Origin of the sequence: Serratia sp. 2C06, from assembly GCF_050037615.1 — a bacterium.
Classification (GTDB): Bacteria; Pseudomonadota; Gammaproteobacteria; order Enterobacterales; family Enterobacteriaceae; genus Serratia; species Serratia ureilytica.
This window is the reverse complement of sequence record NZ_CP188299.1, coordinates 1,670,148-1,695,521: the sequence shown is the minus strand read 5'-3', so window position 1 is coordinate 1,695,521 and position 25,374 is coordinate 1,670,148. Positions and strand designations below refer to the sequence as shown.

General features: G+C 62.4%; 26 protein-coding genes and 1 pseudogene. 9 read left to right on the top strand and 18 right to left on the bottom strand.

Annotation, left to right across the window (positions count from 1 at the left end; translation table 11 throughout):
• Positions 1-64 precede the first annotated feature (64 nt).
• Both ACP3TA_RS08410 and ACP3TA_RS08405 read left to right on the top strand, forming a co-directional pair.
• Positions 65-1,441: an APC family permease gene (locus ACP3TA_RS08410; RefSeq protein WP_033641746.1), complete on the top strand. Its 1,377-nt coding sequence runs from the start codon at positions 65-67 to the stop codon at positions 1,439-1,441.
• Between the two features lie 2 nt (positions 1,442-1,443).
• Positions 1,444-2,553, top strand: coding sequence for a P1 family peptidase (locus ACP3TA_RS08405; RefSeq protein WP_426784581.1), 1,110 nt, complete (start codon positions 1,444-1,446; stop codon positions 2,551-2,553).
• Between the two features lie 34 nt (positions 2,554-2,587).
• Here the strand turns inward: ACP3TA_RS08405 and ACP3TA_RS08400 are convergent, their stop codons facing one another.
• Genes ACP3TA_RS08400 through ACP3TA_RS08380 form a run of 5 tightly spaced genes read right to left on the bottom strand, consistent with a single transcriptional unit; the run spans position 2,588 to position 7,966 of the window.
• Positions 2,588-3,838 carry a phospholipase D-like domain-containing protein gene (locus ACP3TA_RS08400; protein ID WP_170853547.1) on the bottom strand — a complete coding sequence of 417 codons (1,251 nt, stop codon included), beginning with the start codon at positions 3,836-3,838 and terminating at the stop codon, positions 2,588-2,590.
• On the bottom strand, positions 3,831-4,481 hold the full coding sequence (locus tag ACP3TA_RS08395; RefSeq protein ID WP_123062135.1) for a MotA/TolQ/ExbB proton channel family protein: 651 nt from the start codon (positions 4,479-4,481) through the stop codon (positions 3,831-3,833). The genes ACP3TA_RS08400 and ACP3TA_RS08395 overlap by 8 nt, the downstream gene beginning before the upstream one ends.
• 46 nt (positions 4,482-4,527) lie before the next feature.
• Positions 4,528-6,771, bottom strand: a complete 2,244-nt coding sequence (locus ACP3TA_RS08390) for a TonB-dependent receptor family protein (protein ID WP_033641742.1) — start codon at positions 6,769-6,771, stop codon at positions 4,528-4,530.
• A gap of 39 nt (positions 6,772-6,810) precedes the next feature.
• Positions 6,811-7,557, bottom strand: a complete 747-nt coding sequence (locus ACP3TA_RS08385) for an energy transducer TonB (RefSeq protein ID WP_170853546.1) — start codon at positions 7,555-7,557, stop codon at positions 6,811-6,813.
• A gap of 1 nt (position 7,558) precedes the next feature.
• Positions 7,559-7,966 carry an ExbD/TolR family protein gene (locus ACP3TA_RS08380; protein ID WP_021504179.1) on the bottom strand — a complete coding sequence of 136 codons (408 nt, stop codon included), beginning with the start codon at positions 7,964-7,966 and terminating at the stop codon, positions 7,559-7,561.
• A 542-nt stretch (positions 7,967-8,508) separates the two neighbouring features.
• On the opposite strand from ACP3TA_RS08380, the gene ACP3TA_RS08375 reads away from it, so the two are divergent.
• On the top strand, positions 8,509-8,811 hold the full coding sequence (locus ACP3TA_RS08375) for a hypothetical protein (RefSeq protein WP_004933246.1): 303 nt from the start codon (positions 8,509-8,511) through the stop codon (positions 8,809-8,811).
• Positions 8,812-8,866: 55 nt separating this feature from the next.
• On the opposite strand, the gene idi is transcribed toward ACP3TA_RS08375, so the two are convergent.
• The 5 genes and pseudogenes from idi to ACP3TA_RS08350 form a co-directional block, all read right to left on the bottom strand.
• On the bottom strand, positions 8,867-9,442 hold the full coding sequence (gene idi, locus ACP3TA_RS08370) for an isopentenyl-diphosphate Delta-isomerase (RefSeq protein WP_069100389.1): 576 nt from the start codon (positions 9,440-9,442) through the stop codon (positions 8,867-8,869).
• A gap of 41 nt (positions 9,443-9,483) precedes the next feature.
• Positions 9,484-9,711, bottom strand: a complete 228-nt coding sequence (locus ACP3TA_RS08365; RefSeq protein ID WP_096242776.1) for a non-oxidative hydroxyarylic acid decarboxylases subunit D — start codon at positions 9,709-9,711, stop codon at positions 9,484-9,486.
• Between the two features lie 142 nt (positions 9,712-9,853).
• Positions 9,854-10,771: pseudogene (locus ACP3TA_RS08360) on the bottom strand (L,D-transpeptidase family protein); the annotation flags it as partial.
• A 233-nt stretch (positions 10,772-11,004) separates the two neighbouring features.
• Complete coding sequence (locus ACP3TA_RS08355; RefSeq protein ID WP_033641740.1) at positions 11,005-11,880, bottom strand: helix-turn-helix domain-containing protein; 876 nt, start codon at positions 11,878-11,880, stop codon at positions 11,005-11,007.
• 10 nt (positions 11,881-11,890) lie between these two features.
• On the bottom strand, positions 11,891-12,268 hold the full coding sequence (locus tag ACP3TA_RS08350; RefSeq protein WP_046688173.1) for a hypothetical protein: 378 nt from the start codon (positions 12,266-12,268) through the stop codon (positions 11,891-11,893).
• Positions 12,269-12,388: 120 nt separating this feature from the next.
• Here ACP3TA_RS08350 and ACP3TA_RS08345 point away from each other — a divergent pair, with 120 nt between their 5' ends.
• Positions 12,389-13,210 (top strand): AraC family transcriptional regulator, encoded by an 822-nt coding sequence (locus ACP3TA_RS08345; protein WP_046688172.1) that lies wholly within the window; start codon positions 12,389-12,391, stop codon positions 13,208-13,210.
• Between the two features lie 36 nt (positions 13,211-13,246).
• Here the strand turns inward: ACP3TA_RS08345 and ACP3TA_RS08340 are convergent, their stop codons facing one another.
• The 7 genes from ACP3TA_RS08340 to ACP3TA_RS08310 form a co-directional block, all read right to left on the bottom strand.
• Positions 13,247-14,383: a porin gene (locus ACP3TA_RS08340; protein ID WP_046688171.1), complete on the bottom strand. Its 1,137-nt coding sequence runs from the start codon at positions 14,381-14,383 to the stop codon at positions 13,247-13,249.
• 371 nt (positions 14,384-14,754) lie between these two features.
• Positions 14,755-15,525: a 3-hydroxybutyrate dehydrogenase gene (locus tag ACP3TA_RS08335; protein ID WP_426784580.1), complete on the bottom strand. Its 771-nt coding sequence runs from the start codon at positions 15,523-15,525 to the stop codon at positions 14,755-14,757.
• 12 nt (positions 15,526-15,537) lie between these two features.
• Positions 15,538-16,932: a GntP family permease gene (locus tag ACP3TA_RS08330; protein WP_197665598.1), complete on the bottom strand. Its 1,395-nt coding sequence runs from the start codon at positions 16,930-16,932 to the stop codon at positions 15,538-15,540.
• A 42-nt stretch (positions 16,933-16,974) separates the two neighbouring features.
• The gene (locus ACP3TA_RS08325) at positions 16,975-17,898 is read right to left on the bottom strand and encodes a 3-hydroxyacyl-CoA dehydrogenase family protein (protein WP_046688168.1); all 924 of its coding nucleotides are present in this window, start codon (positions 17,896-17,898) and stop codon (positions 16,975-16,977) included.
• Between the two features lie 18 nt (positions 17,899-17,916).
• On the bottom strand, positions 17,917-19,101 hold the full coding sequence (locus ACP3TA_RS08320; RefSeq protein WP_129993828.1) for an acetyl-CoA C-acetyltransferase: 1,185 nt from the start codon (positions 19,099-19,101) through the stop codon (positions 17,917-17,919).
• A gap of 14 nt (positions 19,102-19,115) precedes the next feature.
• The gene (locus ACP3TA_RS08315; protein ID WP_046688166.1) at positions 19,116-19,769 is read right to left on the bottom strand and encodes a CoA transferase subunit B; all 654 of its coding nucleotides are present in this window, start codon (positions 19,767-19,769) and stop codon (positions 19,116-19,118) included.
• An 11-nt stretch (positions 19,770-19,780) separates the two neighbouring features.
• Positions 19,781-20,479 carry a CoA transferase subunit A gene (locus tag ACP3TA_RS08310; protein ID WP_004933280.1) on the bottom strand — a complete coding sequence of 233 codons (699 nt, stop codon included), beginning with the start codon at positions 20,477-20,479 and terminating at the stop codon, positions 19,781-19,783.
• Positions 20,480-20,647: 168 nt separating this feature from the next.
• On the opposite strand from ACP3TA_RS08310, the gene ACP3TA_RS08305 reads away from it, so the two are divergent.
• Positions 20,648-21,565 (top strand): LysR family transcriptional regulator, encoded by a 918-nt coding sequence (locus ACP3TA_RS08305; RefSeq protein ID WP_047572821.1) that lies wholly within the window; start codon positions 20,648-20,650, stop codon positions 21,563-21,565.
• Positions 21,566-21,665: 100 nt separating this feature from the next.
• Positions 21,666-22,118 (top strand): putative T6SS immunity periplasmic lipoprotein, encoded by a 453-nt coding sequence (locus tag ACP3TA_RS08300; RefSeq protein WP_158524184.1) that lies wholly within the window; start codon positions 21,666-21,668, stop codon positions 22,116-22,118.
• A gap of 15 nt (positions 22,119-22,133) precedes the next feature.
• Here ACP3TA_RS08300 and ACP3TA_RS08295 read toward each other — a convergent pair whose 3' ends face one another.
• Positions 22,134-22,433 (bottom strand): hypothetical protein, encoded by a 300-nt coding sequence (locus ACP3TA_RS08295; RefSeq protein ID WP_089195422.1) that lies wholly within the window; start codon positions 22,431-22,433, stop codon positions 22,134-22,136.
• Positions 22,434-22,669: 236 nt separating this feature from the next.
• On the opposite strand from ACP3TA_RS08295, the gene ACP3TA_RS08290 reads away from it, so the two are divergent.
• The 3 genes from ACP3TA_RS08290 to ACP3TA_RS08280 are packed head-to-tail and all read left to right on the top strand — an operon-like array spanning position 22,670 to position 25,186.
• Positions 22,670-24,040 carry a glutamine synthetase family protein gene (locus ACP3TA_RS08290; RefSeq protein ID WP_033641727.1) on the top strand — a complete coding sequence of 457 codons (1,371 nt, stop codon included), beginning with the start codon at positions 22,670-22,672 and terminating at the stop codon, positions 24,038-24,040.
• 32 nt (positions 24,041-24,072) lie between these two features.
• Positions 24,073-24,483: a GNAT family N-acetyltransferase gene (locus ACP3TA_RS08285; RefSeq protein ID WP_089195421.1), complete on the top strand. Its 411-nt coding sequence runs from the start codon at positions 24,073-24,075 to the stop codon at positions 24,481-24,483.
• 13 nt (positions 24,484-24,496) lie between these two features.
• Positions 24,497-25,186 carry a trehalose-6-phosphate synthase gene (locus tag ACP3TA_RS08280; protein ID WP_033641725.1) on the top strand — a complete coding sequence of 230 codons (690 nt, stop codon included), beginning with the start codon at positions 24,497-24,499 and terminating at the stop codon, positions 25,184-25,186.
• The last annotated feature ends 188 nt before the right edge of the window (positions 25,187-25,374 follow it).

Below are 25,374 nucleotides of genomic sequence, written 5' to 3'. Positions count from 1 at the left end.
ATTTCTGCGTACAGCCTGTGCAGCAAAACAATTACTCACTCACACGTTAATGGAGTCGTTAACCATGAAAGAGTCCGCCCCTGAACACACTTTCAAAGGCAATCTCAGCGTCCTCGACGTGGTGATGATCACCGCTTCCGGCGTAACGCCGGCCAGCTCGATCTTCGTCATCGCGCCGCTGGCGATCGCCAGCGCCGGCAGCGGCGCCTTTCTGTCGTTTCTGATCGCCGCCTGCGTCGCCGCCACCATCGCGCTGTGCTATGCCGAGCTCGGCGCCGCGCACCCCAGCGCCGGCGGCGAATACAGCATCATCAAACGCCTGTTCGGCACCCTTTGCGGGTTGCAGACCTATCTGTTTATTCTCAGCGCCGCGCTGTTCGTGCCGGCGGTGCTGGCCACCGGCGCCGTGCCCTATCTGAATACCGCGCTGGGCACCTCATTCGACGCCTCCACCGCTGGCATGATCACCGTGCTGATCGGCGGCGCCTGCGCCATTTTCAACATCAAGGCCAACGCCCTGCTGACCGGCGCCTTTCTGGTGGTGGAAGTGGCGGTGCTGGCGCTGATCGCCTGGCTCGGTTTCAGCCATCCGCATCAAAGCGCGGAGATCCTCACCGCGCCGGTGATGCTGGACGCGCAGGGCAGCCTGGCGCCGGTTTCGCTGCCGCTGATCGTCGCCATGGTCGGGGTCGCGCTGTTCTCCTACAACGGCTACGGCGCGGCGGTGTACATGGCGGAAGATATGCGCGAGCAGGGCAAACCGATGGCGGTCGCGATCATGCTGACGCTGGTCATCGTGGTGCTGGTGGAACTGGTGCCGTTCACCGCCCTGCTGATCGGCTCGCCGTCGCTGGCGGAGATGGCCAAACAGGCCGATCCGGTCGGTTATGTGGTCACCCAGCTCGGCGGCCCGACGCTGGCGCGGGTGGTGAGCGGCGCGATCTACCTGTCGGTATTCAACGCCATCATCGCCATCGTGGCGCAGTTCAGCCGCATGATGTTCGCCAGCGGGCGCGACGGCTTCTGGCTGCCGACGTTCAACCGCGCGCTGAAAATCATCCACCCGCGCTTCGGCACCCCCTGGATCGCCACCCTGCTGTTCGGCGTCCCCTCGGCGCTGCTGGCGTTTTGCTCCGACCTCGAATCGCTGACCTCATTCACCGTGATCCTGCTGCTGCTGGTGTACATCATCATGGCGGTGGCGGCGCTGATCAGCCGCCGTCGCCGCCACTTCCATCACCCGTACCTGATGCCGCTGTGGCCGCTGCCGGTGGCGGCGGCGCTGCTGTGCTGCCTGTACGTGCTGTGGACGATTTTGATCGCCAGCAGCCTGAAAGACTTTATTATCATTGCCGGCATCATCGGCTTCGGGCTGGCGCTGAACCACTTGCGCGGCCGCCAGACGGCGCCCCTCGCCACCCCCTCAATAGAAGGAGAATAACCATGACGCAGCGCGCTCAGGATCTGGGCATCACCATCGGCCAGGGCACGCCCGGCCCGCTGAACGCCATCACCGACGTGCCCGGCGTGCGCGTCGGCCATGCCAGCCTTCATGCCGATTTGGCGGACGGGCGCAGCGTGCGCACCGGCGTGACGGTGATCGAACCGCGCCCCGGCTCCGCTCGCCACGCGCCCTGCTTCGCCGGCGTGCACGTGCTGAACGGCAACGGCGACGCCACCGGCCTGGAATGGGTGCGAGAAGCGGGCCTGTTGACCAGCCCGATCGCTTTCACCAACACCCACAGCGTGGGGGTAGTGCGCGATGCGCTGATCGCGCTGGAGCGTGAAACGCTGCCCGCGAGCGACAACGCGGTGTACTGGAATATGCCGGTGGTGATGGAAACCTTCGATGGCCTGCTCAACGACATCAACGGCTTTCACGTCAAGGCCGAGCACGTGCGCCAGGCGCAGCAGGCGGCCCAGGGCGGCTTGCCGCAGGAAGGCGCGGTCGGCGGCGGCAGCGGCATGATCTGCCATGAATTCAAAGGCGGCAGCGGCACCGCCTCGCGCCGCTTGCCTGCCGATCAAGGCGGCTGGACGGTGGGCGCCATCGTACAGGCCAACCACGGCAAGCGCGAGTCGCTGCTGGTCGGCGGTTACCCGGTGGGCCGGCATCTGGGGCATCTCCCCTCGCCGTTCACGCCGCAGTTGCCGCATCCCGGCATGGGCTCCATCGTGGTGGCGCTGGCGACCGACGCGCCGCTGCTGCCGCACCAGTGCGCGCGGCTGGCGCAGCGCGCCAGCATCGGCATCGCCCGCACCGGCGGCGGCACCGAGGATTCGAGCGGCGATATCTTTATCGCCTTCGCCACCGGCAACGACGGCCTGCCGCCCGCCGACTACGCCAATAAAGGCGATTTCACCACACCGCTGCGCATGGTGAACAACGACTACATTTCGGCGCTGTTCGCCGCGGCGGCGGAAGCGGTGGAAGAGGCGATCGTCAATGCGCTGCTGGCGGCCAATACCGTCAGCGGCAACGGCCATCGGGCGGAAGGATTGAGCGCCGAACAGCTGGTGACGGCGCTGGAGAAGGCCGGCTGGCGGCGGTAAACAACGCGGGGCGCGGGTTAACGCGCCCTGATTATCAGGATTCGCCGCCCGGTTTGGGCGTCGGGTAATCGTAATCCAGCTTCAACGGCTCGGCGTAGACGCTGTCCCACAGCTGTTGGTACAGCCTGTCCAACCGCCCGCTCATCGCCGTGCTGTGCAGCACCAGCTCCAGATTGCGCGAGTTGTCCAGATAGCCGCCGGTCCAGTTGCTGGTGCCCACCCAGGCAATCTCATCGTCGATGGTCATCAGCTTGCTGTGGATCACCCGGGCAAACGGGATGAAGCCGCTGCTGGCCGGCGGAATGGTCACCACCTTGATCTGCACGTTCGGCACCAGCGCCAGGCTCTTCAGCCAGGCGATATCCGGCTTTTTGGTGTTCCAGTTGGCTACCATCAACTCGATCTGCACGCCGCGCGCCGCCGCGCCGCGCAGCGCGTTGTCGATGACCGCATAGAAGGGGCGACTGCGCTCCGGGCCAAACGACAGCGGCGCGTAATCCATTACCTGCACCCGCACCCGCCGCTTGGCGTCAGCCAGCAGACGCGGCAGCTCGGCCTGCGAATCGAGCACGCCCGCCGGGTTGTAGGCGCGCGGGCTGGCCACCAGATAGTTGCCCTGCGGGGGCGCCGTCGGCGGCGAATCGGGCAGCGTCGGCACCGGCTTATCCTGCGCCAGCAGCGCCTGCGCCCGCCAATCCTGTTCGAAGATCGCCTGGATCTGCCCCACCACCCTGGCGTCGCTGATGCGCAGCCCGGTTTCGTGAATGTGTTCCAGCGCGCGCCAGTCGAAGTTCTGGCTGCCGACGAACGCCTGCTCGCCGTCCACCAGCAGATACTTGGCATGCAGAATGCCGCCGCTCAGCTTCTGGTATGGGATGATGCGCAGCTCCAGATTGGGGATCGCCTTCAGCTGTTCCAGCGTTTCGGCGGTGGAGAGGCGAATGCCCTTCTCTTCCAGCAAAAAGCGGATTTTCACCCCGCGTTCGCCGGCCGCCTTCAGGTGCTGCAGCACGCCGTCCAGCAGCGAACCGTCCTGATTCGCCACGTAGAACTGCCCCAGATCGATGCGGGTTTTCGCCGCGTCGAACATCTCGCGCCATACCTCGGCGGTGTTGCGCAGGTCGTCGGCCTGCAGCGCGGTTTCCACCGGCGCGGTGTACACCAGCTCGTAACCGGGAATAGCAAAACGCGCCGCAGCGCTCTGGCTCAACATCAACAAACAACCGCTCCACAATGCCGTATAAAGGCGGCCTCTCGGCCGCCGTACTGGATGGCCATTAGGCATAGCGCGGCGCTCCGCTGTCAACCCATTGTTCGCCGCTGCCGCTCTCCGGACGGCTGGCCGGCTGACCGGCGCGGATCAGCAGCACCTTCAGCAGTTCGTTGATGCGCTCCATACGGCTCTGCAGGAAATTGTTGGCCACCAGGCACAGCAGCGCGATGGCGATGCCCAGCCCGGTGGCGTACAGCGCGGTGCCCATGCCGGCCGACACCAGACTCGGCTCGGACACCCCCGAGGCGGCCAGCGCCTTGAAGGTTTCGATGATCCCCATCACCGTGCCCAGCAGCCCCAGCAGCGGCGCGGCGGTGACCACGGTTTCCAGCAGCCACAGGCCGCGCGCCATCGGCGGCTTGCTCAGCAGGTACTGGGCGTCGATCAGATCGCCGATCGTTTCACGATCGCCGGCGCGGTGCTTCTGCGCCAATACCGGCGCGATCACCGCCATCGGCAGGCTGTTGCGCTGCGTCAGCGCGTCGGGCAGATCGGCGGCGCGGCGCACGTCCGGCGTCAGCGCCTGCTCCAGCCTGCGCGCCTGGCGCTGGGTATAGGCGAAGTACAGCGTACGTTCGATGATGATCACCAGCGCGATCGCCAGCGCGGCGTACATCACGTAGAAAATAATGTCGTGCAACAGATTGGCGTCCATACAGGGTTCCTCTTCCCCGCCGCCGGGCAGACGGCGGGGCATTCAGTTAAAAGGTGGCTTCCAGCGAGACGCTGAAGGTGCGTTCTTCGCCGACGTTGTAATACGGGGTGCTGGCCTTCACGCCGCCGTAGGGCGCCGCGTTGAAGGTGGTGGTGCGCACCGAGGTCAGGTATTCCTTGTCAAACAGGTTGCTGATGCCAAAACGCAGCGCGGCGCTTTTGACGATTTTCTTGTCCACCGGCAGATGCACCCCCGCCGCCAGATCGAACACCGTGCGCCCGCCGATCTTCTCGTCGTTGGTCAGATCGCCATAGAACGCGCTGACGTACTTGCCGCTGACGCTGCCGTAGTACAGGCCGTCGTCATAACCCAGCGTCATGTTCAGCAGGTTTTTCGGCACGTTCGGCACCTCTTTGCCGGAGGTCGGCAGCGGCAACCCGCCGTTGCTGACGATGTCGCTCTTCTGCTTCGATTGGGTATAGGTATAGGAGGTGTAGTAGTTGAAGTTATGCGGCAGTTGGCCGCTCCACTCCAGCTCCAGCCCTTTGTTCTCCACGTTGCCGATGTTCATCATCTCGTAGTCGCCGGCCGCGTTGGTGGTGGAGATCTGGCGATCGCTGTAGCGCATGTAGAACAGCGTGGCGCTCAGCAGCATGTCTTCCTGTTGGAAGCGCCAGCCCAGCTCGTGGTTCCAGCTCAGCTCCGGCTTGGTGCTGAGCGAATCGCCGACGTTGTACAGCACATAGTTCGGCGGCGTGCGCATGTTGCGCGTCAGGTTGTAGAACACCTGGTTTTCCTGGTTCACCTTATAGCTGGCGCTGAAGTTCGGCAGGAATTCATGATAGGTGGCTTTGCGTTTCTCCGGCGCGTTGTACAGGCTGCCGCGATTGTCCCCTTTACGTTCCACGTACTGATAGGCCAGGCCGCCGACGAAGGTCCAGTCCGGCGTGGCGAACCAGGTATCCTGCAGCCACACCTTCTGCGCCGGGGTGATGGTGTACTGGTTGCGCCCCTGAACGGTGTTGCCGTTCGCATCCTTCACCTGATCGGAACCGCCCGGCGGCCCCCAAATCTGCGACGGGTTGCCGTCGCCCTTGATGCTGATGAACGGCTGGGTCTGCAGCTGGCGCGCGCGCTCATACCAGTAACCGATATCCAGACTGTGCTGATCGTTGATGTCCCACTTTAGCTTGGTGGTGATGCCCGGCCGCCAGGTCTGCGTCCACGACGGGCGGTAGTAGGTGTTGGATTTCAGGTTGCTGAGATTGTACTGCCCTGCCCTGTCCGATGTGCTGGACAATACCGACGCGGTTTGACCGTTGAAGCTGCCGCCGTTGCCCCAGTAGTAATACGGTTGCAGGGTCAGCGACAGGTTGTCGCGCAGCTGCAGCTTCTGGGTGAACGACAGCGTGAAGTTCTCGAACGGGTTGCGCTCGAGCTTGTAATACTTGTTCAACTGTCCGCGGCTGTTGTACTCCGGCGTGGTGGCATAGTCGGTGTCGCGGCCGTCGTTTTGGAACTGCGCCTTGCTCAGGGTGTTGTAGTTGGTGTTGTTCTGGCGGTTGTACTTCATCACCAGATTGCTGCTGTTGCCGTTGCCGTCTTCGTACAGCGAGTTCATCTCGAACTTGTCGGAGTACAGCCGCCCCTCGCCGCGCCACTTCTTCGCCTCGGTGTGCGAATAGGAGAGCCAGTTGCTGAAGCCGTTGTACTCGCCGGTGTCCAGGCGGGCGAAGGTTTTGCTCAGGCTGTTGCTGCCCAGCGTTTGCTTGACGAAACCGCCGAAGTCTTTCGCCGGGCGGCGCGTTACCAGGCCGATGTTGCCGCCGCTGGAGCCGATATGCGGGCCGTCCGCTTCGGAAGAGCCCTGGGTGACGAACACCTCTTCCAGGTTCTCCGCATCGCCCAGCAGGTTCGGGTATACCGCGTAGTTGCCGGAGTCGTTGATCGGGATGCCGTCCATCGACAGGCCGATCTGATCCGAGTTCATGCCGCGCATGGTGTAGTCCACGCCGCTCAGGCCGCTGGCGTCATTGCTGTTGACGTTGAGGCCCGGCGTGAACTTCAGCTTGTCGATGGCGTTGGCCGCCGACGGCATTTTGTCCATCGCCTCTTTGGTGACGGTGGAGCGCGCTTTGGCGCTGTCGTCCTGCACCATCATGCCGCCGCCGAGCGACTGCCCCTTGACGCTGATGGTGCCGACGTCGGTGCCGTCGGCCGCCAGCGCGGCGCCCGGCAGCATCGCCGACATCACCGCCAGATAGATCCCAGAACGATTGAACGATTTCATGGTGTACATCCCTTAAAAATCAAACGATTAACCCTTGCGCTAAGGCGCCTGATAATTGAACGTCGCGGTAAATCTTTTGGTTGTTTGCCCGGCGAACGCGTCGCTCGGGAATGGCTTCACTGAACTGATGCTTTGCAGGCTGCTCATCGCCGCGCGATTCAGCAGCATGCTGGCGGCTTTGTTGGCGATGCCGGAAGAGACCACCCGCCCGCTGCGATCGACCTCCAGCCATACCTCGACGTTGCCCTGCGGGCGCTCGAGGGAGGCCTGACGGCCGGTCGGGTAGCGCTTGCGCTGTTCCAGTTCGCGGCGCAAGGCCAGCAGATAGCCGTTTTCAATCGCCTGCGCATTCACCTTCGGCGCCGCCGGGGCGGCCGGTGCGGGTTGCGCCGCCGGTTTACTGACCGGCGCGCGCGGCGCGGCGGGCGCCGGCGTCGGTTTAGGCTTTTCCACCGGTTTGGCTTTCTCTTTCACCGGCTTGGGTTTGGGCTTCGGTTGCGGTTTCGGCACCGGCTTGGCTTCCACGATCGGTTCCGGCGCCGGCACCACCGGTTCGGGGATCGGCTCCGGCTCGGGCGGCGGCGGTTCGGGCTGGGGGTCCGGCGGCATTTGCGGTTGAGGTTCAGGCGCCGGTTCAGGCTCCACCAGCGCCAGTTCGATGGCGGTTTCGTCGTAGCGCGGCTGGATCTTCAGCGCCGCCTGCTGGCTGACGAACAGCAGGCAGCCGGCGACAATCAGCGCCGGCAACCAGCTGAAAAGATGACGTGAGCGATAGAGCAGATACATGTCACAGCTTCCGTGTCGCGATGGAGACGGAGAAGAAACCGCCCTGGCGCAGGTTATCCATGACCGCCACCAGCCGCTCGACCGCCACGCCTTTGTCGCTGTTGACGATGATGGTGGTGGTCTGGTTGGCCTGCTGCTGTTGCTTGAGCGTCGTGACCAACGCGTCGAGCGCGATCGGCTGGCCATCCAGCTGCAGCTGTTCGTCGGCCCCCAGCGTGATAATCGCTTTCTTCTGCGGTTTCAGCTGTTGCGCGCTGCCGGCGGACGGCAGCTGCGTTTTCAACCCGAGCGCCGGAATGACGTTCAGGCTGATCAAGACGAAAAACACCAATAAAAACATCATCACGTCGATCATCGGGATCAGTTCGATGTGCGCTTTGTTCTTTTTCGGTTCGTTCCAGTTACGCATGACACTCCCTCACAAAAGCGAAGCAGCCAATATAGGAGGGGTTTGTTTACCTTTTGTTACGCTTGTGTGATCTTATTTTCACAGTGCGGATTTTTTGCGAGAATTTTTTCAATGGCAGGCGATAACGAAGAAGATATAACTTATTAATTAGCTATAGTTTTTAATGGAATAATCACAGGACGGACGCACTCGCCTAACGGGTAGCAGAGCCTGAAATGTGAAAATAGTGACAGCCGCACCGGGCCCAGGGCAACGACGAGAAGAAATCGCCTCAGCCCGTCCGCAATAAGGGCATTATGATGCTTTCCACCGCTGCCTCCAGTGATATCACCTTTTTTAGCCAAGAAGATTCTCAATTCCCGTCATAAAAATATCGACAGAAAATAAATACTCGCATATATAACCAAACAATATTCCACGTTGGATATATTATTGCCAACGGCTTATCAGCTGTTATATTTTTAAATTGAAATAGCGCGTCAGCGTTATTTTCGGTATTAATTAAACTCACTAAGTCACCCTTTTATTTATAAGGATTGTATATGAAAGTACTTAGTCAATATGAAGAGCAGTACGTTAGCGGTGGCGATCTGAACGCGGCCTGGGATGGGTTGCTGGACGGCGCTATGACCGGCGCGCTGATTGCAGGCAAATCCGCAGGGGCCGGCGGCTTTATTGCCGGCGCCGTCGGCCAACTGGTCGGTACCATTATCGGCGGCGTCGCAGGCGGCGTGGGGCTGGGGCTGTATGGCCTGACGCATACGCAGCAGGAAGTGGCGGACTACGCAAAACATTTCCGCGAAACTATCGGCTCCACCTCGACCTCGGTCGGCGGCAGCCTATAAGCACGAATAGATAGTCACCCTCGCGGTGGCTATTTATTTTATTGCCAACCTCACCCTACGCGCCCGCTGAACGCGTTATCATTATCGCATCCCGATATTCTTTCAAGCCTGAGGTTATCGCCTCGGTATTCAATTGCGAAACCATCCACGGGCTGAAAGCGAAAGGCGTTAATTTTACCGCCGCCATTAAATGATTGAGCTCGACCCAGGCATAATCCGCAACCTCATCCGGATTGCCATGGAGCGTGCCTTTAATTTGCGCGGCAAATACCGGGCAAACTTCATTCTCCATCACGCCGGACGCGTCGGTAGCCTGGTAGCTGAATGCCTCGCTCAACAGCATTATCTGCTCCACCTCCGTGCCCAGTTCAACCTGAGCGCGGCGCCTCACCGCCTGTGCCAGCGCCTCTTGCGGCAAGGGATGGCCGCAAAAGGAATTGGTCCAAACCCCCGGCCAGGCGGTTTTACTCAACGCACGTCTTGTGGCCAGCACGTTGCCCTCTGGGGTAAAGAGGTAACATGAAAAGGCCAAATGCAGCGGCGTATGGTGCGTGTGCACCTGATTTTTCGGCATCGTCCCGCAAGGCTGCCAGGCGGCATCGAGCAAAACGACGTCTTCGTTATTCATCATCGCGATTTCCATAAAAGACGGACGCTTGCCCGCCTTCAGTCTCATTTCGTCAAAAGAGGAGGAATGGCCGGCACGTCCGGCGCATTATCGATATCCTGCTGAGTCATGCGAAACTCAGGCGGATAATGCTCCCGTTCCGTTCTGCCAGCAGGCTCGGTATTCCGCCAGCTATAAAGACAGTGCTGGCATTGATATACCGTCCCTACGCCCTTCACCGGTGAATGTATCATGATGTCTGTCTGTTTATCGGCCCGACAAGGGCAAATCATAGGATCGCCTTAAGGACGGTTAGCCGGCATGGCGGTTAATTGTCTCTCCCCCCAGGCCGGCCTCATCAGAGGGTACAAAAATCATAAAAAAAGACGCCCGCAGGCGTCTTCTTGGTATTGTCACTGAAGCCCGAGGCGATCAGTTCACTTTCACCGGCATACCGGAACGGGCCTTGATCGCCGCATCCACTTCGCTCTGGTTGACGCCGGCGTCCATCAGCACTTTGCCGACCGGCGCGGAAATGGTCAGCGGCACCGGATCCTTGGATTGCAGCTGCTCTTCGTTGGCCGACAGCGGGTTGTGCACTTCCACGTAGCGCGAGCCGTCCGGTTCGACGGTGGCCTTCATCGGTTCGTTGATGAACTGCACGCGGGTGCCGACCGGCACGTTCTGGAACAGGTACTTGATGTCGTCGGCGCGCAGACGCACGCAGCCGTGGCTCACGCGCAGGCCGATGCCGAAGTTGGCGTTGGTGCCGTGAATGGCATACAGGCGGCCAACATACAGCGCATACAGCCCCATCGGGTTATCCGGGCCGGCCGGGAACACCGCAGGCAGGATCTCGCCGTCAGCCGCGTATTCGGCGCGCATTTTGGCGGTCGGCGTCCAGGTTGGGCCGTCTTTCTTGCGCTGCACGGTGGTGGTCCAGTTCAGCGGGGTGTCTTTACCCAGCTGGCCGATACCGATCGGCAACACCACGACGGTGTTGGAACCTTTCGGGTAGTAGTACAGACGCATTTCGGCGCTGTTGATGATGATGCCTTCACGCGGCGCGTCCGGCAGGATCAGCTGTTGCGGGATGGTCAGGGTGCTGCCGGCCTTCGGCAGGAACGGATCCACGCCCGGGTTGGCCTCCAGCATGTTGCTCAGCCCCATCTGATACTGGGCGGCGAAGCTCTCCAGCGGCAGTTTGCTGTCTTCCGGTACGGTGATTTGGATATTTTCGCCCACCAAACGGCTGTCTTTTGGCGGCAGCGGGTAGACGACGGCGAAGGCAGCCTGGCTGAATGCAACCAGTGCCGTAAACAGGGTTAATAACGCGCGAATGCTCATTTTCATCTTCGTGTTGGTCAAGGCCACTGGCGATTATGGGTATTGGTTTCTACGGCCACTTTGCCCCGTTGAATTTCAGCCGGCAGCCAACGGCGCTGCGGCCTGAAAAACCAGGGGGGATTTGACCGGATGCGCATTATATGTGCACATCAATCAAAGTGTGAACCATTACCGATGTAATATCGCAATTTTTTGTAACCTGACGCGCCACGAAGGCGATTTTCTGCGAGAACCGCCGCCTAACTGGCGGCGGCCAGCGCCTCCGCCCGCCGAATGGGGATCAGATATTCACAACGGATCGCCGCGCCGCCAAGCGGGCAACTGCCCTCCTGCGCCGGGTAGAACCGCTCGATATCCTGCCCTGGCCGGCGGATGGCGTTCATCTGCGGCATGGCGGTGTCATACAGCCGGACAATAAAGTTTTGTAACCCTTCCGCCTGCCCCTGATAGGTGAAACGGGCGTACTCCCCCTGTTCGATGGTCACCCGTTCCCCCACCGCCCCTTCGTCCGGCAAAGCGGCGGTATACGCCATGCGCGGGCAGCCCCGACGCTGCCGGTCGATCTCCAGGCTGGTAAGGCCATACATCACTTCGGGCAGCGTCTGCGGCCGCAGCAGTTGCCGCCAGGCATGGCGACGCAGCTCGCATTTGGAAGCCGCCAACTGCCCCAGCGTAAAGCTGCGGCGTTGCGTGTTGCCCACCAGTTGCATGGCGGGCAGCGTCACGATATCGGCCTGCGGCAGCGGCGCTTCGGTCAGCCGCAGCGGCGGCTGCAGACCGTAGCTCGACCAATCCTGGCTGCGACGATAGCTGGCCGGCGGCAGACCAAACTGCTTGCGGAAGCAGCGGGTGAAGGTCTGCTGCGAATCGAACTGGTACGTATCGGCGATACAGGCCACGCTGGTGCCGGTCAGGCGCAGTTCGCGCGCGGCGGCGGTCAACCTTCTGCGGCGGGCGTACGTGCCGAGGATATGGCCGGTGTGCTGCTTGAACATCCGCTGCAAATGCCACTTGGAATAGCCGGACCTGGCGGCGATGTCGTCCAGCGTCAGCGGCTGATCCAGGCTCTGCTCGATCCAGGCCAGCAGCTGCTCAATCACCTGTTGCTGGTGCATGGTGTTCCCCTTATTTGCTCAGTAATGTCAGCGCCAACATCCGGCCTGCGGCTTCATCGGCGGCCACCAGTATCGGATAGCCCCAGAATTTGGCGCCGTATTCGGCGAATGCTTCCGCCGCCACGCGTTTGGCGTCGTCCGGTTCCAGCATGATCATGCCTTTCGCCCACCGCTTCAGCGCCGCGCGGTTATCGCGCTTCCACAGCGCCACCTGAGTGCGAGCGTCGCGATCGTGCTCTTCACCTTCATCGCCGACGCTGCGATCGGTCATCAGGACGAAAGGCTCGGCGCGCGCCAGCAGCGCGCTGAATTCAGCCAGCTCGGCCTGGGTATCGCGCCCGTTTCGGCGCATCCACACCAGCGGAAAATCGGCGGTATCGAGTGACATAATCAGTTTCCTCGCGAAAGGGTTTAGGACTGGCGCTTACTTTATCGGCACCGGCGCTAGACCACATTGCGCAATCAGGACATAATACTTTTCAATTCCGCCAAATTGAGAATTGTTCTCATGAAAGTCCAGATCCCACGCCGCAATATCGATATCGATCAGGTGCCGCGCCCGCTGTTCGCCGTGCAGAGTTCCACCATCGAGCAGGACTGGGAAGTCGAGCCGCATCGTCATCAAAAGGCGCAGCTGATCTATACCGTGCGCGGCATGATCCGCTGCGAAGTGGAAAACGGCCTGTGGCTGGTGCCGCCGCAGTGCGCGCTGTGGATGCCGGGCAACGTGTTGCACAACGCCCAGGGCGCCGGCTCGACCGAGGCTTACTGCCTGTTCGTCGATCAACACGTCGTCGCCGGCTTGCCGCAGAGTTGCTGCACGCTGTCGGTCTCGCCGCTGCTGCGCGAACTGCTGCTGCAGGCCACCACCTTCGAACCGCTCTACGACGAACAGGGCGCCGAAGGGCGCCTGACGGCGGTGTTGCTGGATCAGCTGGTGGCCGCGCCGATCGAGAATCTGCATCTGCCGGTATCCGACGATGCGCGCATACGACAGTTGACCGAAGGCATGCTGAGCTGCCCGGCGGACAAATCCACCCTCGGCCAGTGGGCGCAGCGCATCGGCATGAGCGAGCGCTCCCTCAGCCGCACGCTGCAACAGCAGATGGGCATGAGCTTCGGCCACTGGCGGCGTCAGCTGCACGTGATGCTGGCGCTGCAGCGCTTGACGCAGGGCGAGAGCGTACAGACGGTGGCGCTGGATCTGGGTTACGAGAGCGCCAGCGGCTTCGTCACCATGTTCAGAAAGGCGGTGGGCAAACCGCCGGCGCGCTACCTGGCGGAACGCAACGCCGCCGGGCAATCTCCGGGCGGCGCGATCAGCATGTGAACGGCCGGCGCCCGCGCCGGCCTGGCAAGAGGCGGATCAGAAGTCGTAGAACACCGTTATCCAGGTGGAATCCGGCTCGTTGTCGCTGCTGTTGGCCAGCGTGCGCTCCACATACACCGACAGACCGTAGCCGATGGTGGTGCCCGCGCCGAGGTAGACGTGGTTGGCGTGATACGCCTCGTCTCCTTTCAGCCGCAGCGAGTCCGCCGCGACGTAAGGCTGAACGGATTTGAGGAACGGCTTGTCGATATTGAAGGTGTAACCGACGAAGCCTTCCAGCCCGTAGCCGTCGCCGGCGAAGAAGTGCGACAGCGTGCGCTGGCGGGTGCTCGGCACATAGTCTTTGTAATAGCTGGCGGTGCCGACGATGTACCAGTTGTTCGGCTGCCAGGTCAACGCGGTGCCGGACAGCTGCTGGTGATAATCCTTTTCGTTGTACAGATTATCTTTGATCTTCGCGTCGGTATAACTGTAGGCGGCGCTGAAGGTGAAATCCTTCGTCACCTTATAATCGAAGCCCAGCCCGCCACCGCCCTTGCGGCGGTAAATCAGGTTATCCGCGGTGTGCAGATCGTCTTCCGGCAATAAATAGTTGGCGTACAGCGTTACCGGCCCGAAATCATTGGTGTATTTGATGCTGTTTTTCGGTTTATTGCCGCCGTCATAATCGCCGGAAATACCGATGCCGGTGCCGCCCGCGTGGCCGTCGTTATCCCAGACGTCGCTTTTGATGCCGACCACGGAATAATAGATGCCGTACTGGTGGCCATAGGTCAGGGTGCCGTAACGATCGTCCTTGAAACCGGCGTACAGCTGGCGCTGATAGTCGCGTTTGCCGTCCTCATTGTAGTGCCCGTCCCAGCTGAGCGCGTGCGCCAGATCGACGCCCCACTCGTAATAGCCGATGATCGAGGTGTCCTGCGTCAGCGCATAGTCGCCGCTGAAGCGAAAACGCGTGCCGCCGTCGTGACCGTTTTTGTCATAGCCCGGCTCCGGGCCGTTATTGAAGATCCACTCGGGGCGAATGCTGCCGCCCACCTTTAAACTGAGCGGCGCCAGCAACACATTGCTCTGCGGGTTTTTATCCAGAATGGTGATCTCGGCCTGTGCGCCGGCGGATAACGCCGACAGCAAGACGCCGCCAATGAATATTGGCGTTGTATTCTTTCTCATTATTACCCCTGCCCGAAAAAATTATTGTTATAAACACGGTGGTCTTAAGCCACGCGGAAATAATTACCCGATGTCAACAGCGCACGCAAGATATAAAAATTCACGTCATAATCTGCCATTATTTCAGGTTGGGCTTATTTTCAGCAGAAACGTGTTCACCTGTAACACGGAGAAAAATAATGTAATAACCGCAGCACGAAATAAACCAATCCGCATCTTTTACCCAAAATAACCCGGCGTGATTATCTGGGAATAAAAATAGCAAATAACAAATAAATATTATTGCCGCAGGTAAACCGTCACGCGAGGGAATTAATTAATGGCGGGAAATAACGACGGAGCGCATTGCGCGCTCCGGGAAAATGCCCTCACTACTGCGCCAGCCAGCCGCCGTCCATGTTCCAGGCGGCGCCGCGCACCTGCGCCGCCGCATCGCTGCACAGGAACAGCGCCAGTTCGCCGAGCTGCTCCGGCGTGACGAACGCTTGCGACGGCTGCTTCTCCGCCAGCAGCTCATCGCGCGCCCGCTGCGGATCGATGCCGGCGGCAATGCGCTTGTCGATCTGCTGTTGCACCAGCGGCGTCAGCACCCAGCCGGGGCAGATGGCGTTGCAGGTGACGGGCGTGCGGGCGGTTTCCAGCGCCAGCGTCTTGGTCAGCCCCACCACGCCGTGCTTGGCCGCCACATAGGCCGATTTGTCTTTCGACGCCACCAGCCCGTGCACCGACGCCACGTTGATGATGCGCCCCCAGTTGCGCTCGCGCATACCCGGCAGCGCCAATCGGCAGGTGTGGAACACCGCCGACAGGTTGATGGCGAGGATCGCGTTCCATTTCTCCACCGGGAACTGATCCAGCGGCGCCACGTGCTGAATGCCGGCGTTGTTCACCAGAATGTCCGCGCCGCCGAACTCACGCTCGGCATAGTGCATCATGTCCGCTATCTGGGCCGCATCGCCGAGATCGGCGCCGTGATACCCCGGCGCGCTGCCCAGCCGGGCAACCTGCGCCTTCGCCGCTTCCACATCGCCAAAGCCGTTGAGGATCACACGCACGCCGGCGGCGGCCAGCACGGACGCTATCCCGAGGCCGATGCCGCTGGTCGAGCCGGTCACCAGCGCGGTTTTGCCTTGTACACTCATGGTATCGCTCCTTTAAACAATGCCGGTCAGGTAGAACACGCCAATCACAAACAGCACCGCGGCGCTTTTGATCAGGGTGATGGCGAAAATGCCGCCATAGGCCTGCCGGTGGCTAAGGCCGGTGATCGCCAGCAGGGTGATCACCGCGCCGTTGTGCGGCAAGGTGTCCATGCCGCCGCTGGCCATCGAGGCCACCCGGTGCAGCACTTCCAGCGGAATGTGTGCCGCATGGGCGGCGGCCACGAAGTTATCGGCCATCGCCGCCAGCGCGATGCTCATGCCGCCGGAGGCCGACCCGGTGATGCCAGCCAGCAGGGTGACGCTGATCGCTTCGTTCAGCAGCGGATTGGGGATCGCCGACAGCGCCTGCGACAGCACCAAAAAGCCCGGCAGCGCGGCGATCACCGCGCCGAAGCCGTATTCGGAGGCGGTGTTCATCGCCGCCAGAATTGCGCCGCCGACCGCCGTCTTGCTGCCTTCCGCCAAGCGGCCGCGAATATTGCGAAAGCCGAACGCCACCACCAGCAGAATACCCGACACCAGCGCCGCTTCCACCGCCCAGATGGCGGTGATCTTCGCCACATCGGTGGTGATGGGCTTGGCCAGCCCCGGCAGCGTCAGCTCGTGGCTGGCGCCGTACCACTGCGGGATCCAATGGGTGAAGCCAAGGTTGAATACCCCGACCAAAATCAGCGGCAGGATGGCGATCAGCGGGTTCGGCAGGTTGATGTCGTCCGGGGTTTCCGGCTCGTTCAGCAGATCGCTGCCGTAACCCTCCCCCTTCAGCTGCGCCTTGCGCCGCTGGCGTTCAAGATACAGCAAACCGACCGCGATGATGAACAGCGAGCCGATCAGCCCCAGCCAGGGCGCGGCCCAGGCGTTGGTGCCGAAGAAGCTGGTCGGGATGATGTTTTGGATCTGCGGCGTGCCGGGCAAGGCGTCCATGGTGAAGGAAAAGGCGCCGAGCGCCACGGTGGCCGGGATCAGCCGCTTGGGGATGCCGCTCTGGCGGAACAGCTCGGCGGCGAACGGATAAACCGCGAACGCCACCACGAACAGCGACACCCCGCCGTAGGTCAACAGCGCGCACACCAGCACGATCACCGGAATGGCGTGGCGTCGGCCGAGAATGCGGATCGCCGCCGCGACGATCGAACGGGAGAAGCCGGACAGCTCGATCAGCTTGCCGAACACCGCCCCCAGCAGGAACACCGGGAAGTAGAGCTTCACGAAGCCGACCATCTTCTCCATAAACAGCCCGGTGAAGGTCGGCGCCACCGCGCCGGGGTCGGTCAACAGCACCGCGCCCAGCGCGGCTATCGGGGCGAACAAAATCACGCTGTAGCCGCGGTAGGCGGCCAGCATCAGTAATCCCAGTGCTGCCAGGGCAATCAAAACGCTCATCAGGCACCTCGCTATCGTTGTTATTGTCAGGTACGGCGTGCGAAATTACGGTTTCAGCGCAAAGCGCAGCTGATGCGCCCGTCGCCGTTGAATGCGTTCCCTGCGCGCTTCATCCCAAAGATAAAATCCCCGGCCGCTGCGCTGGCCGATATCGCCGCGCTGCAGCCGCTGTTCCACCAGCACCATCATCTCGTCGCCGGTCGCCAGTTCCGGGAACAGGTGGCGGGCGATGTCCGCCACCGTCGGGAGCCCGGTCATGTCGGCGGCCTCCAGCGGGCCGACCATGGCGTAGCGCCGCCCCAGCGAGGCGCGCATCACCTGATCCACCACCTCAGCGCTGGCGATGCCGCTGTGGACGATGTGCAGCGCCTCACGCAGCACCGCAAACTGCAGCCGATTGCCGACAAACCCCGGCGCGGCGCGTTCCAGCAGCACCGCCTCCAGCGCCATCTCGCCCAGCAGCGCCTGCACCGCCGCCAGATGGCGCGGCTCGGTGGCGCTGCCGGGCACGATCTCCACCAGCGGGATCAGGTGCGGCGGGTGCCAAAAGTGGGCGATCAGCAGCCGCTGCGGATGGGTCATGCGCGCCGCCAGCTCGTCCGGCGGCAAGCCGCTGGTGTTGCTGGCAATCACCGCGTCGTCAGCGATCAGCCCTTCCAACTGCTCATACAGCGCGTGCTTCAGCTCGAGCCGTTCCGGGATCGCCTCGATAAGCAGCCGGGCGTGCGCTACCGCGTTCAGATCGCCGGTCACGCGCAGCCGCGCCAGCGCCGCTTCGCGTTCGCCGCGATCAAACTGCCCGACGTCGCTCAGCTCGGCCAGAATGCCGCTCGCTACCGCCGGCGCTTCCGCCCGGCGCTGCGGATCCGGTTCATACAGCAGCACCTCATGGCCGTGGCGAATAAAGTGGGTGGCGATGCCCACCCCCATCAGCCCGGCGCCCAGTACCGCATAGTCAGATGACTGCATCGTGCCTTCCTCGGTTGTTTACGGGCGCTCTACCGCCAGCGCCACGCCCTGCCCGCCGCCGATGCACAGCATCGCCAGCCCCTTGTTCACCTCGCGGCGCTGCATTTCGTACAGCAGCGACACCAAAATGCGGCAGCCGGACGCGCCGATCGGATGCCCCAGCGCGATCGCTCCGCCGTTGACGTTCACCCGCTCCGCCTCCCAGCCCAGTTCTTTGCCCACCGCCAGCGCCTGCGCGGCGAAGGCTTCGTTGGCTTCGATCAGATCGACCTCCTCCAGCCGCCAACCGGCTTTTTCCAGGCAGCGGCGCGCGGCCGGCGCCGGGGCGATGCCCATGATCGCCGGATCGACGCCCGACGAAGCGTAACCGGCGATGCGCGCCAGCACCGGCAAGCGCAGCGCGGCGGCTTTTTCCGCGCTCATCAGCAGCACCACGGCGGCGCCGTCGTTGAGCGACGAAGCGTTGCCGGCGGTCACCGTGCCTTCCTTGCGAAACGCCGGGCGCAGCCGCGCCAGCGCCTCCAGGCTAGTGTCGCGCGGCTGTTCGTCGTGCTTAACAAGCAAAGCTTCGCCCTTCGGCTTCGGCACCGTCACCGGCGTGATCTCCTGCGCGAAACGCCCGGCCTGCTGCGCCGCCTGCGCCTTCTGCTGCGAGCGCAGCGCGAACCTGTCTTGTTCTTCTCTGCTGATGGCGTATTTCTCCGCCAGGTTCTCGGCGGTGATGCCCATGTGGTAGTCGTTGAAGGCGTCCCACAGGCCATCGTGGATCACGCTGTCCACCATCTGCGCGTGACCGAGGCGCAGGCCGGCGCGCGCACCGGCCATCAGATAAGGCGACTGACTCATGCTCTCCTGGCCGCCGGCGATCACCGCGTCGGCGTCGCCGCTGCGGATCGCCTGCACCGCCAGATGCACCGCCTTCAAACCGGAGCCGCACACCTTGTTGATGGTCAGCGCCGGCGTCGTCACGGGCAGCCCGGCATTCAGCGCGGTCTGGCGCGCCGGATTCTGCCCGCAGCCGGCGGTCAGCACCTGGCCGAGGATCACTTCATCGATCTGCTGCGGCGCTACGCCGCTTTGCGCCAGCAGCCCCTGCACCGCCGCCGTGCCCAGCTCCACCGCCGTCAGCGGCGCCAGCGCGCCGTGAAAACTGCCGACCGGCGTGCGCGTCGCCGCCACAATCACCACTTCACGTTGTTGCACATTCACCTCCCGTTTCAGAAACGCATTTCCGGCACATGCTCCGGCACGATCAGCCGGCCGGCGGTTTTGGCGACAATCTCCGCCACGCTGACGCCCGGCGCGCGTTCGCGCAGCACGAAGGCGCCGTCTTCAATTTCCAGATAGGCCAGATCGGTCAATACCTTGCGGATGCAGTTGGCGCCGGTCAGCGGCAGCGTGCAGCGCGGCAGCAGCTTGGACTCGCCGCCCTTCGCTGCGTGGGTCATCACCACGATGATGTTCTCCGCCCCCGCCACCAGATCCATCGCGCCGCCCATGCCCTTGACCATCTTGCCGGGGATCATCCACGAGGCGATGTTGCCCTCGACGTCCACTTCAAACGCCCCCAGCACGGTCAGATCGACATGGCCGCCGCGGATCATGGCGAACGACTGCGCCGAATCGAAGATCGACGCGCCGAGGCGCGCGGTGACCGTCTGCTTGCCGGCGTTGATCATGTCGGCGTCCAGCTGTTGCTCGGTCGGGAACTCGCCCATCCCCAGCAGGCCGTTTTCCGACTGCAGCATCACGTCCATGCCCGCCGGCACGTAGTTGGCCACCAACGTCGGGATGCCGATGCCCAGATTGACGTAGTAACCGTCCCTCAGCTCTTGCGCCACGCGCTGCGCCATTTGTTCACGGGTAAGCATGCGAATTCTCCTTATGCCCGCAGGGTGCGTTGTTCGATACGCTTTTCGAATGTGCCCTGGATCAGCCGATCGACATAGATGCCGGGGGTGTGGATCGCCGCCGGATCCAGCTCGCCCGGCGCGACGATCTCTTCCACTTCCACCACCGTGATGCGCCCGGCGGTCGCCATCAGCGGATTGAAGTTCTGCGCGGTGTGGCGGTAGATGACGTTGCCGAAGTGATCGGCCTTCCAGCCTTTCACGATGGCGAAATCGCCGGTGATGGCGGTTTCCATGATGTAGGGGCGGCCGTTGAACTCACGCACCTCTTTGCCTTCGGCGATCGGCGTGCCGTAACCGGTGGCAGTGAAGAATGCCGGGATGCCGGCGCCGCCGGCGCGGATCTTCTCCGCCAGCGTGCCCTGCGGCGTGAGATCCACCTCCAGCTCGCCGCTGAGCGCCTGCTGTTCGAACAGCGCGTTTTCGCCGACGTAAGATCCCACCACCTTGCGGATCTGATGGGTTTCCAGCAGCCGCCCGAGGCCGAACCCGTCGACGCCGCAGTTGTTGGAAACCACCGTCAACCCGCGCACGCCACGCCGGCGGATCTCTTCGATCAGATTCTCCGGGATGCCGCACAGGCCAAAGCCGCCCGCCAGCACCGTCATGTTGTCCGTCAGGCCTGCCAGCGCTTCCTGGTAGCTGCCGACGCGTTTGTCGAGCCCTGCCATATCGTTGCCCCTGCATGTTGCGGCGCAGGGCGAAATGCCCTGGCTTGCGTGAGGGCATCTTCAGGTCACAAAAATGATTTGTTAATTTTGTTTTTATGCCGCATTCATTTAGAATTTTTATTAATCAACCGTTAACCGAAAATTAACAAAGAGTTAACGCCAACCAAAATGAAAATGAGCATCAAACAGTTACGCGCGTTTTTAGCGGTAGCTCACACTCTGAATTTCGCCCAGGCCAGCGAGCGGCTGAATATTTCTCAGCCGGCGCTCAGCCTGGCGATCCGTGGGCTGGAAGACGCGCTGGGCGGGCCGCTGTTGCTGCGCACCACCCGCCGGGTGACGCTGACGCCGGAAGGAGAAACCTTCTTCCCGATGGCGCGCCAGCTGCTGGCGGATTGGGATAACGCGGAAGAGGCGATGCGTCAGCGCTTCACCCTGCAGATGGGCAAGGTGGCGATCGCCGCCATGCCGTCGTTCGCCGGCAACCCGCTGCCGCCGATCCTCAAGGCGTTTCGCGATCGCTATGCCGGCATCAACGTGGCGGTGCACGACGTCATCAACGAACAGGTGTTTGAAATGATCCGCGAAGGCCGGGTGGAGATGGGCATCGCCTTCGAGCCGGAGCCGAGCGACACCCTGCACTTCACCCCGCTGTGCCGCGATCGCTTTCTGGCTGTGGTGCCGAAGGATTCGGCGCTGGCGCGCAAGGCGCAGGTGAGCTGGAAGGAGCTGCTGACGCTGGATTTCATCACCCTCCAGCGGCCATCGGCGGTGCGGCTGCTGCTGGAGCAGGAACTGGCCCGCAGCGGGCGAACGCTGGAGGTGGCGTTTGAGAGCCACCAGTTGGTGACGGTCGGGCGCATGGTGGCCAACGGCCTCGGCGCCAGCGCGGTGCCGGCGCTGTGCGAGCAACAGATGGATGAGCTGGGGGCGGTCTGCGTGCCGCTGATCGGCCCGATTATCGAACGGCGCGTGGGCCTGATCCGCCTGGCGCAGCACCAACTCTCTTCCGCCGCGCAGGCGCTGGCGACGGTGATCGAACGGGAGATGGCGGGGAGTGGCGGGCAGCCTGCGCTTAAACCGTAAACCCGACGTGCTTGCCGTCCGGCAGTTCAATGTCCAGGCGCAGCGTGCCGCCCATCGCTTCCACGTAGCCACCAACTACAGCGGCATTAAAACGTTATGAATGGGTATTGCGAGCTTTCCTGAACAATCCAAAGAACCGGAACACCTTGCTATGACAAGACTTTATCTCTCTTTACTGTGCGCACTGCTGCTGAACGGCTGCCAATCCACTCAGCCCTGGTACCATCCGTTGGACGTCTCGCTCAAAGACAACCAACCTTGCTTTGCCGTGCCCATCAACAGCGTTCGCAGCGGTGACAGCCTGCAAAACCGGGGGGTGATCGTCTCACGACAGGAACAACAGCAATGGCATATCGTCTGGGCCTCACCAGAAGTCACTCCGTTGCCCGACCTGAAACCAGGGCAATGCGTCACTTATCCGCAGGTAAACTGGGCTGCGGGAGAATACTCGGTCTTGCTCGGCGTCTCGATGAATAACGATACGGAAAGGCGTAAATACATGAAAGAATTCAACTTAAGAATTAAGCCCAAGGGAGAAATACAGCTACAGTAAGGAGACTGGGATTATTTATTCCCCCGCCACCGCCTGCACCGCCGCCTTCTGCGTGGCGCGCTGATATAAGCACAGCTCCCTGCCCGGCTTGTTTTTCATAAACGGCTGCGGGTAGCGCCCGCCGATAAACAGCGCCGAATAGCCGACGTCATCACCGTAGTGAATAATATCCCCTTCCACCCTGGCGTTTTTTAGCCCGCTGGCTTTCAGGCAGGCGGCGCGCATCGCCCGTTCGCTCTCGGCCCACGCCTGTGGGGAAGACGCGGTGGCGTGGAACGCGGCCAGCGCGGCGATAAGCAACCCTATTCTCTTCATCGTTATCTCTCCTTCTACGGCCCGTCTCGCCAGTATAGACCGTGCCGCCCCGGCCAACCCGCCGCGCTCTTTACGGCATTTTTATTCCGCGCCCCGTTAACGTTACGGCGTTTTTACAGACAGTTTTTGCCGCCGCAGATACCCTTTTCACATCGCCGCTATGGCCTCACAAGAGAGTTGTCTCATGCGTTTATCCCTGCCTCTGGCCGTGACCGGTCTTCGTTCTGGAGCGCGCCATGCATTCTAATATCATCGGGTTCAATCCTCTGCTGGCAGAGCTGCCCGCATCGCCGACGCGCACCTTCCGCAAAGAGCTGGAACACTACCTGCAGCGCTATCCGGATACCGAACAGCTGGATATTTATCTGCACGATCTGAACGGCCAGCTGCGCGGCAAGCGCCTGCCGATCGCCGAAGCCTTTGGCCTGGAAAAAGGCTGCTACTTCCCGCTGTCGATCTACGCCCTGGATCTGCACGGTCGGGTGATTGAAGAAAGCGGGCTGGGGCAACGGGCGGGCGAGCCGGATCGGCTGTGCCTGCCGGTGCCCGGCACGCTGCGCCCCTGCGCGCGCGATCCCGAACGCCACGCCCAGCTGCTGCTGACGATGCAAAACGCCGACGGCGACGCCTGCGAGCTGGAGCCGCGTGTGGTGCTGCAACGGGTGCTGAAGCGCCTGCACGAGCGCAACTGCTTCCCGGTGGTGGCGGCCGAACTGGAGTTCTACCTGCAGGATCCGCAGCGCCCCGCCGAGGCGGAAGCCTGCCCGACGCAGAGCTTCGCGGTGGATGCGCCCGAGCGCCACCATGCGCTGCTGAGCGACATCGAACGGCACGCGCGGCTGCAAAGCCTGCCGCTGACCGGCGTGGTGGCCGAAGCCGCTTCCGGCCAGTACGAGCTGAACCTGCATCACAGCCGGCGCGTGCTGGAAGCCTGCGACCAGATCATGGCGCTGAAGCGCCTGACGCGGCAGATTGCCGAGCAACATCACCAGCACGCCTGCTTTATGGCCAAGCCCTGCGCCCATGCCGCCGGCAGCGGGCTGCATTTTCACATCAGCCTGCAGAACGAGCACGGCGAGAACCTGCTGACCGGCGCGCCGGGCGAACTGAGCGACAACATGCAGCAGGCGATGGCGGGCATGCTGGCGCTGATGCCGGCGTCGATGGCGATCCTGGCGCCCAACATCAACGCGTTTCGCCGCTTCCGCCCCGGCATGCACGTGCCGCTGCGCGCCTCCTGGGGCCACAACAATCGCACGGTGGCGCTGCGCCTGCCCTGCGCCGACAGCGCCAACCAGCGCATCGAATACCGCCTGGCCGGCGCCGACGCCAACCCCTATCTGGCGCTGGCGGTAATGCTCGGCGGCCTGCTGCACGGGCTGGAACACCCGCTGCCGCTGCCGCCCGCCGCCAACGGCTGCGAGAGCGACAACGCCGCGCCCTTGCCGCTCGGCCAGCAGGAGGCGCTGGCGCTGTTCCGCCACAGCGATCCGCTGCGCGAACTGCTCGGCCCGGCGTTCTGCACCCTGTGGCACACCTGCAAAAGCGCCGAACTGCGCCGCTTCGAGGAACAGGTCACCGCCGCCGAACTCGGCTGGATGCTGTAACCGCCCACTGATTCGTTAACTTAAGGATAATCATGAATATGCAACCGCAACGGGCGCCCGCACAGCCGCTGCTCTGCTGGCGCAAAGGCGTTTTTCATATCAGCACCGACCGGCAGTTGTTGGATATCGAGGCGATCCAGCGTTTCCTCAGCCTGCCGGATCGGGCGGCGGCGGAGCGCCTGGCGCGCCACGGCCTGTGCTTCGGCCTGTATCGCAAACGCCACCAGCTCGGCTTCGCCCGCATGGTGACCGATTACGCCACCTTTGCCTCGGTGAGCGAACTGTTCGTCAGCGCCGAATACCGCGGCGTCGGGCTGGGAAGCTGGCTGGCGCGCTGCTGCCTGGCGCATCCGGCATTGCGCGGCCTGCGCGTCACGCTGCCCGCGCTGCAAGCGCCCTGGCGCGCCGACTGCGCGGCGCACGCCCCGCGCGCCCTTCACTGATAAGGAGACCCCCATGTCTCGTTTGGTGCTGATTTCCAACAAGCAGTGCGATGGTAAGGATCTGGCCTGCGCCGGCCGGACGCTGGCGGCCGACGCCGAACCGGGGCTGTGGCTCGGCTGGAACGGCGACGTACAGAATTTCGCGCAGCGCCCGATCCACTGCCGTCAAGACGCCGGTTACGATCAGGTGACCTTCCCGCTGTCGATCGAAGAGTTCCGCCGCCACTATCAGGGCTACTACCACGACGGCCTGTGGCCGGTGTTCCACAACCAGCCGGAGAAGGCGCACTTCACGCCGGAAAACTACCGCGCCTACCGGCAGCTGAATCGCCGTTTCGCCGATATCGCCTGCGAACACCTGTGCCCGGGCGACATCGTCTGCATCGACGATTACCAACTGCTGCCCTGCGCCCAGGCGCTGAAGGAACAGGGGCTGCTGAACGACTGCGCGTTCTTTTTCCATCTGCCGTTCCCGTCGGCGGCGCTGCTGCGGCGCATCCCGGAACATCGCCAGCTGATCGCTTCGCTGCTGTTCTACGATCTGATCGGCTTTACCACCACCGACGATCGCAACGCCTTTCTCAACTGCCTGGCGGCCGAGTTTCCGCTGGAGATGCTGCCCGACGACCAGATCCAGGCCAACGGGCATCTCTTCGCCACCGGCATTTTCCCCGCCGGCATCAACGGCAGGCAGGTTTATTAATGTTACGGCGCGCGGTATTCAGGCGCGCCGTTTTATTTCGCCGCGATTTATTTTCACCGCATTTACCGCCATCAAAATAGGTTATTTTATTTTCTGAATATAGCGATTAAAAAATGAATATTCATCCTGTTACATATCAACCGTAAAAACCGCGCGCCGCCAATTGCTTTTTATTAGCAAAACACATT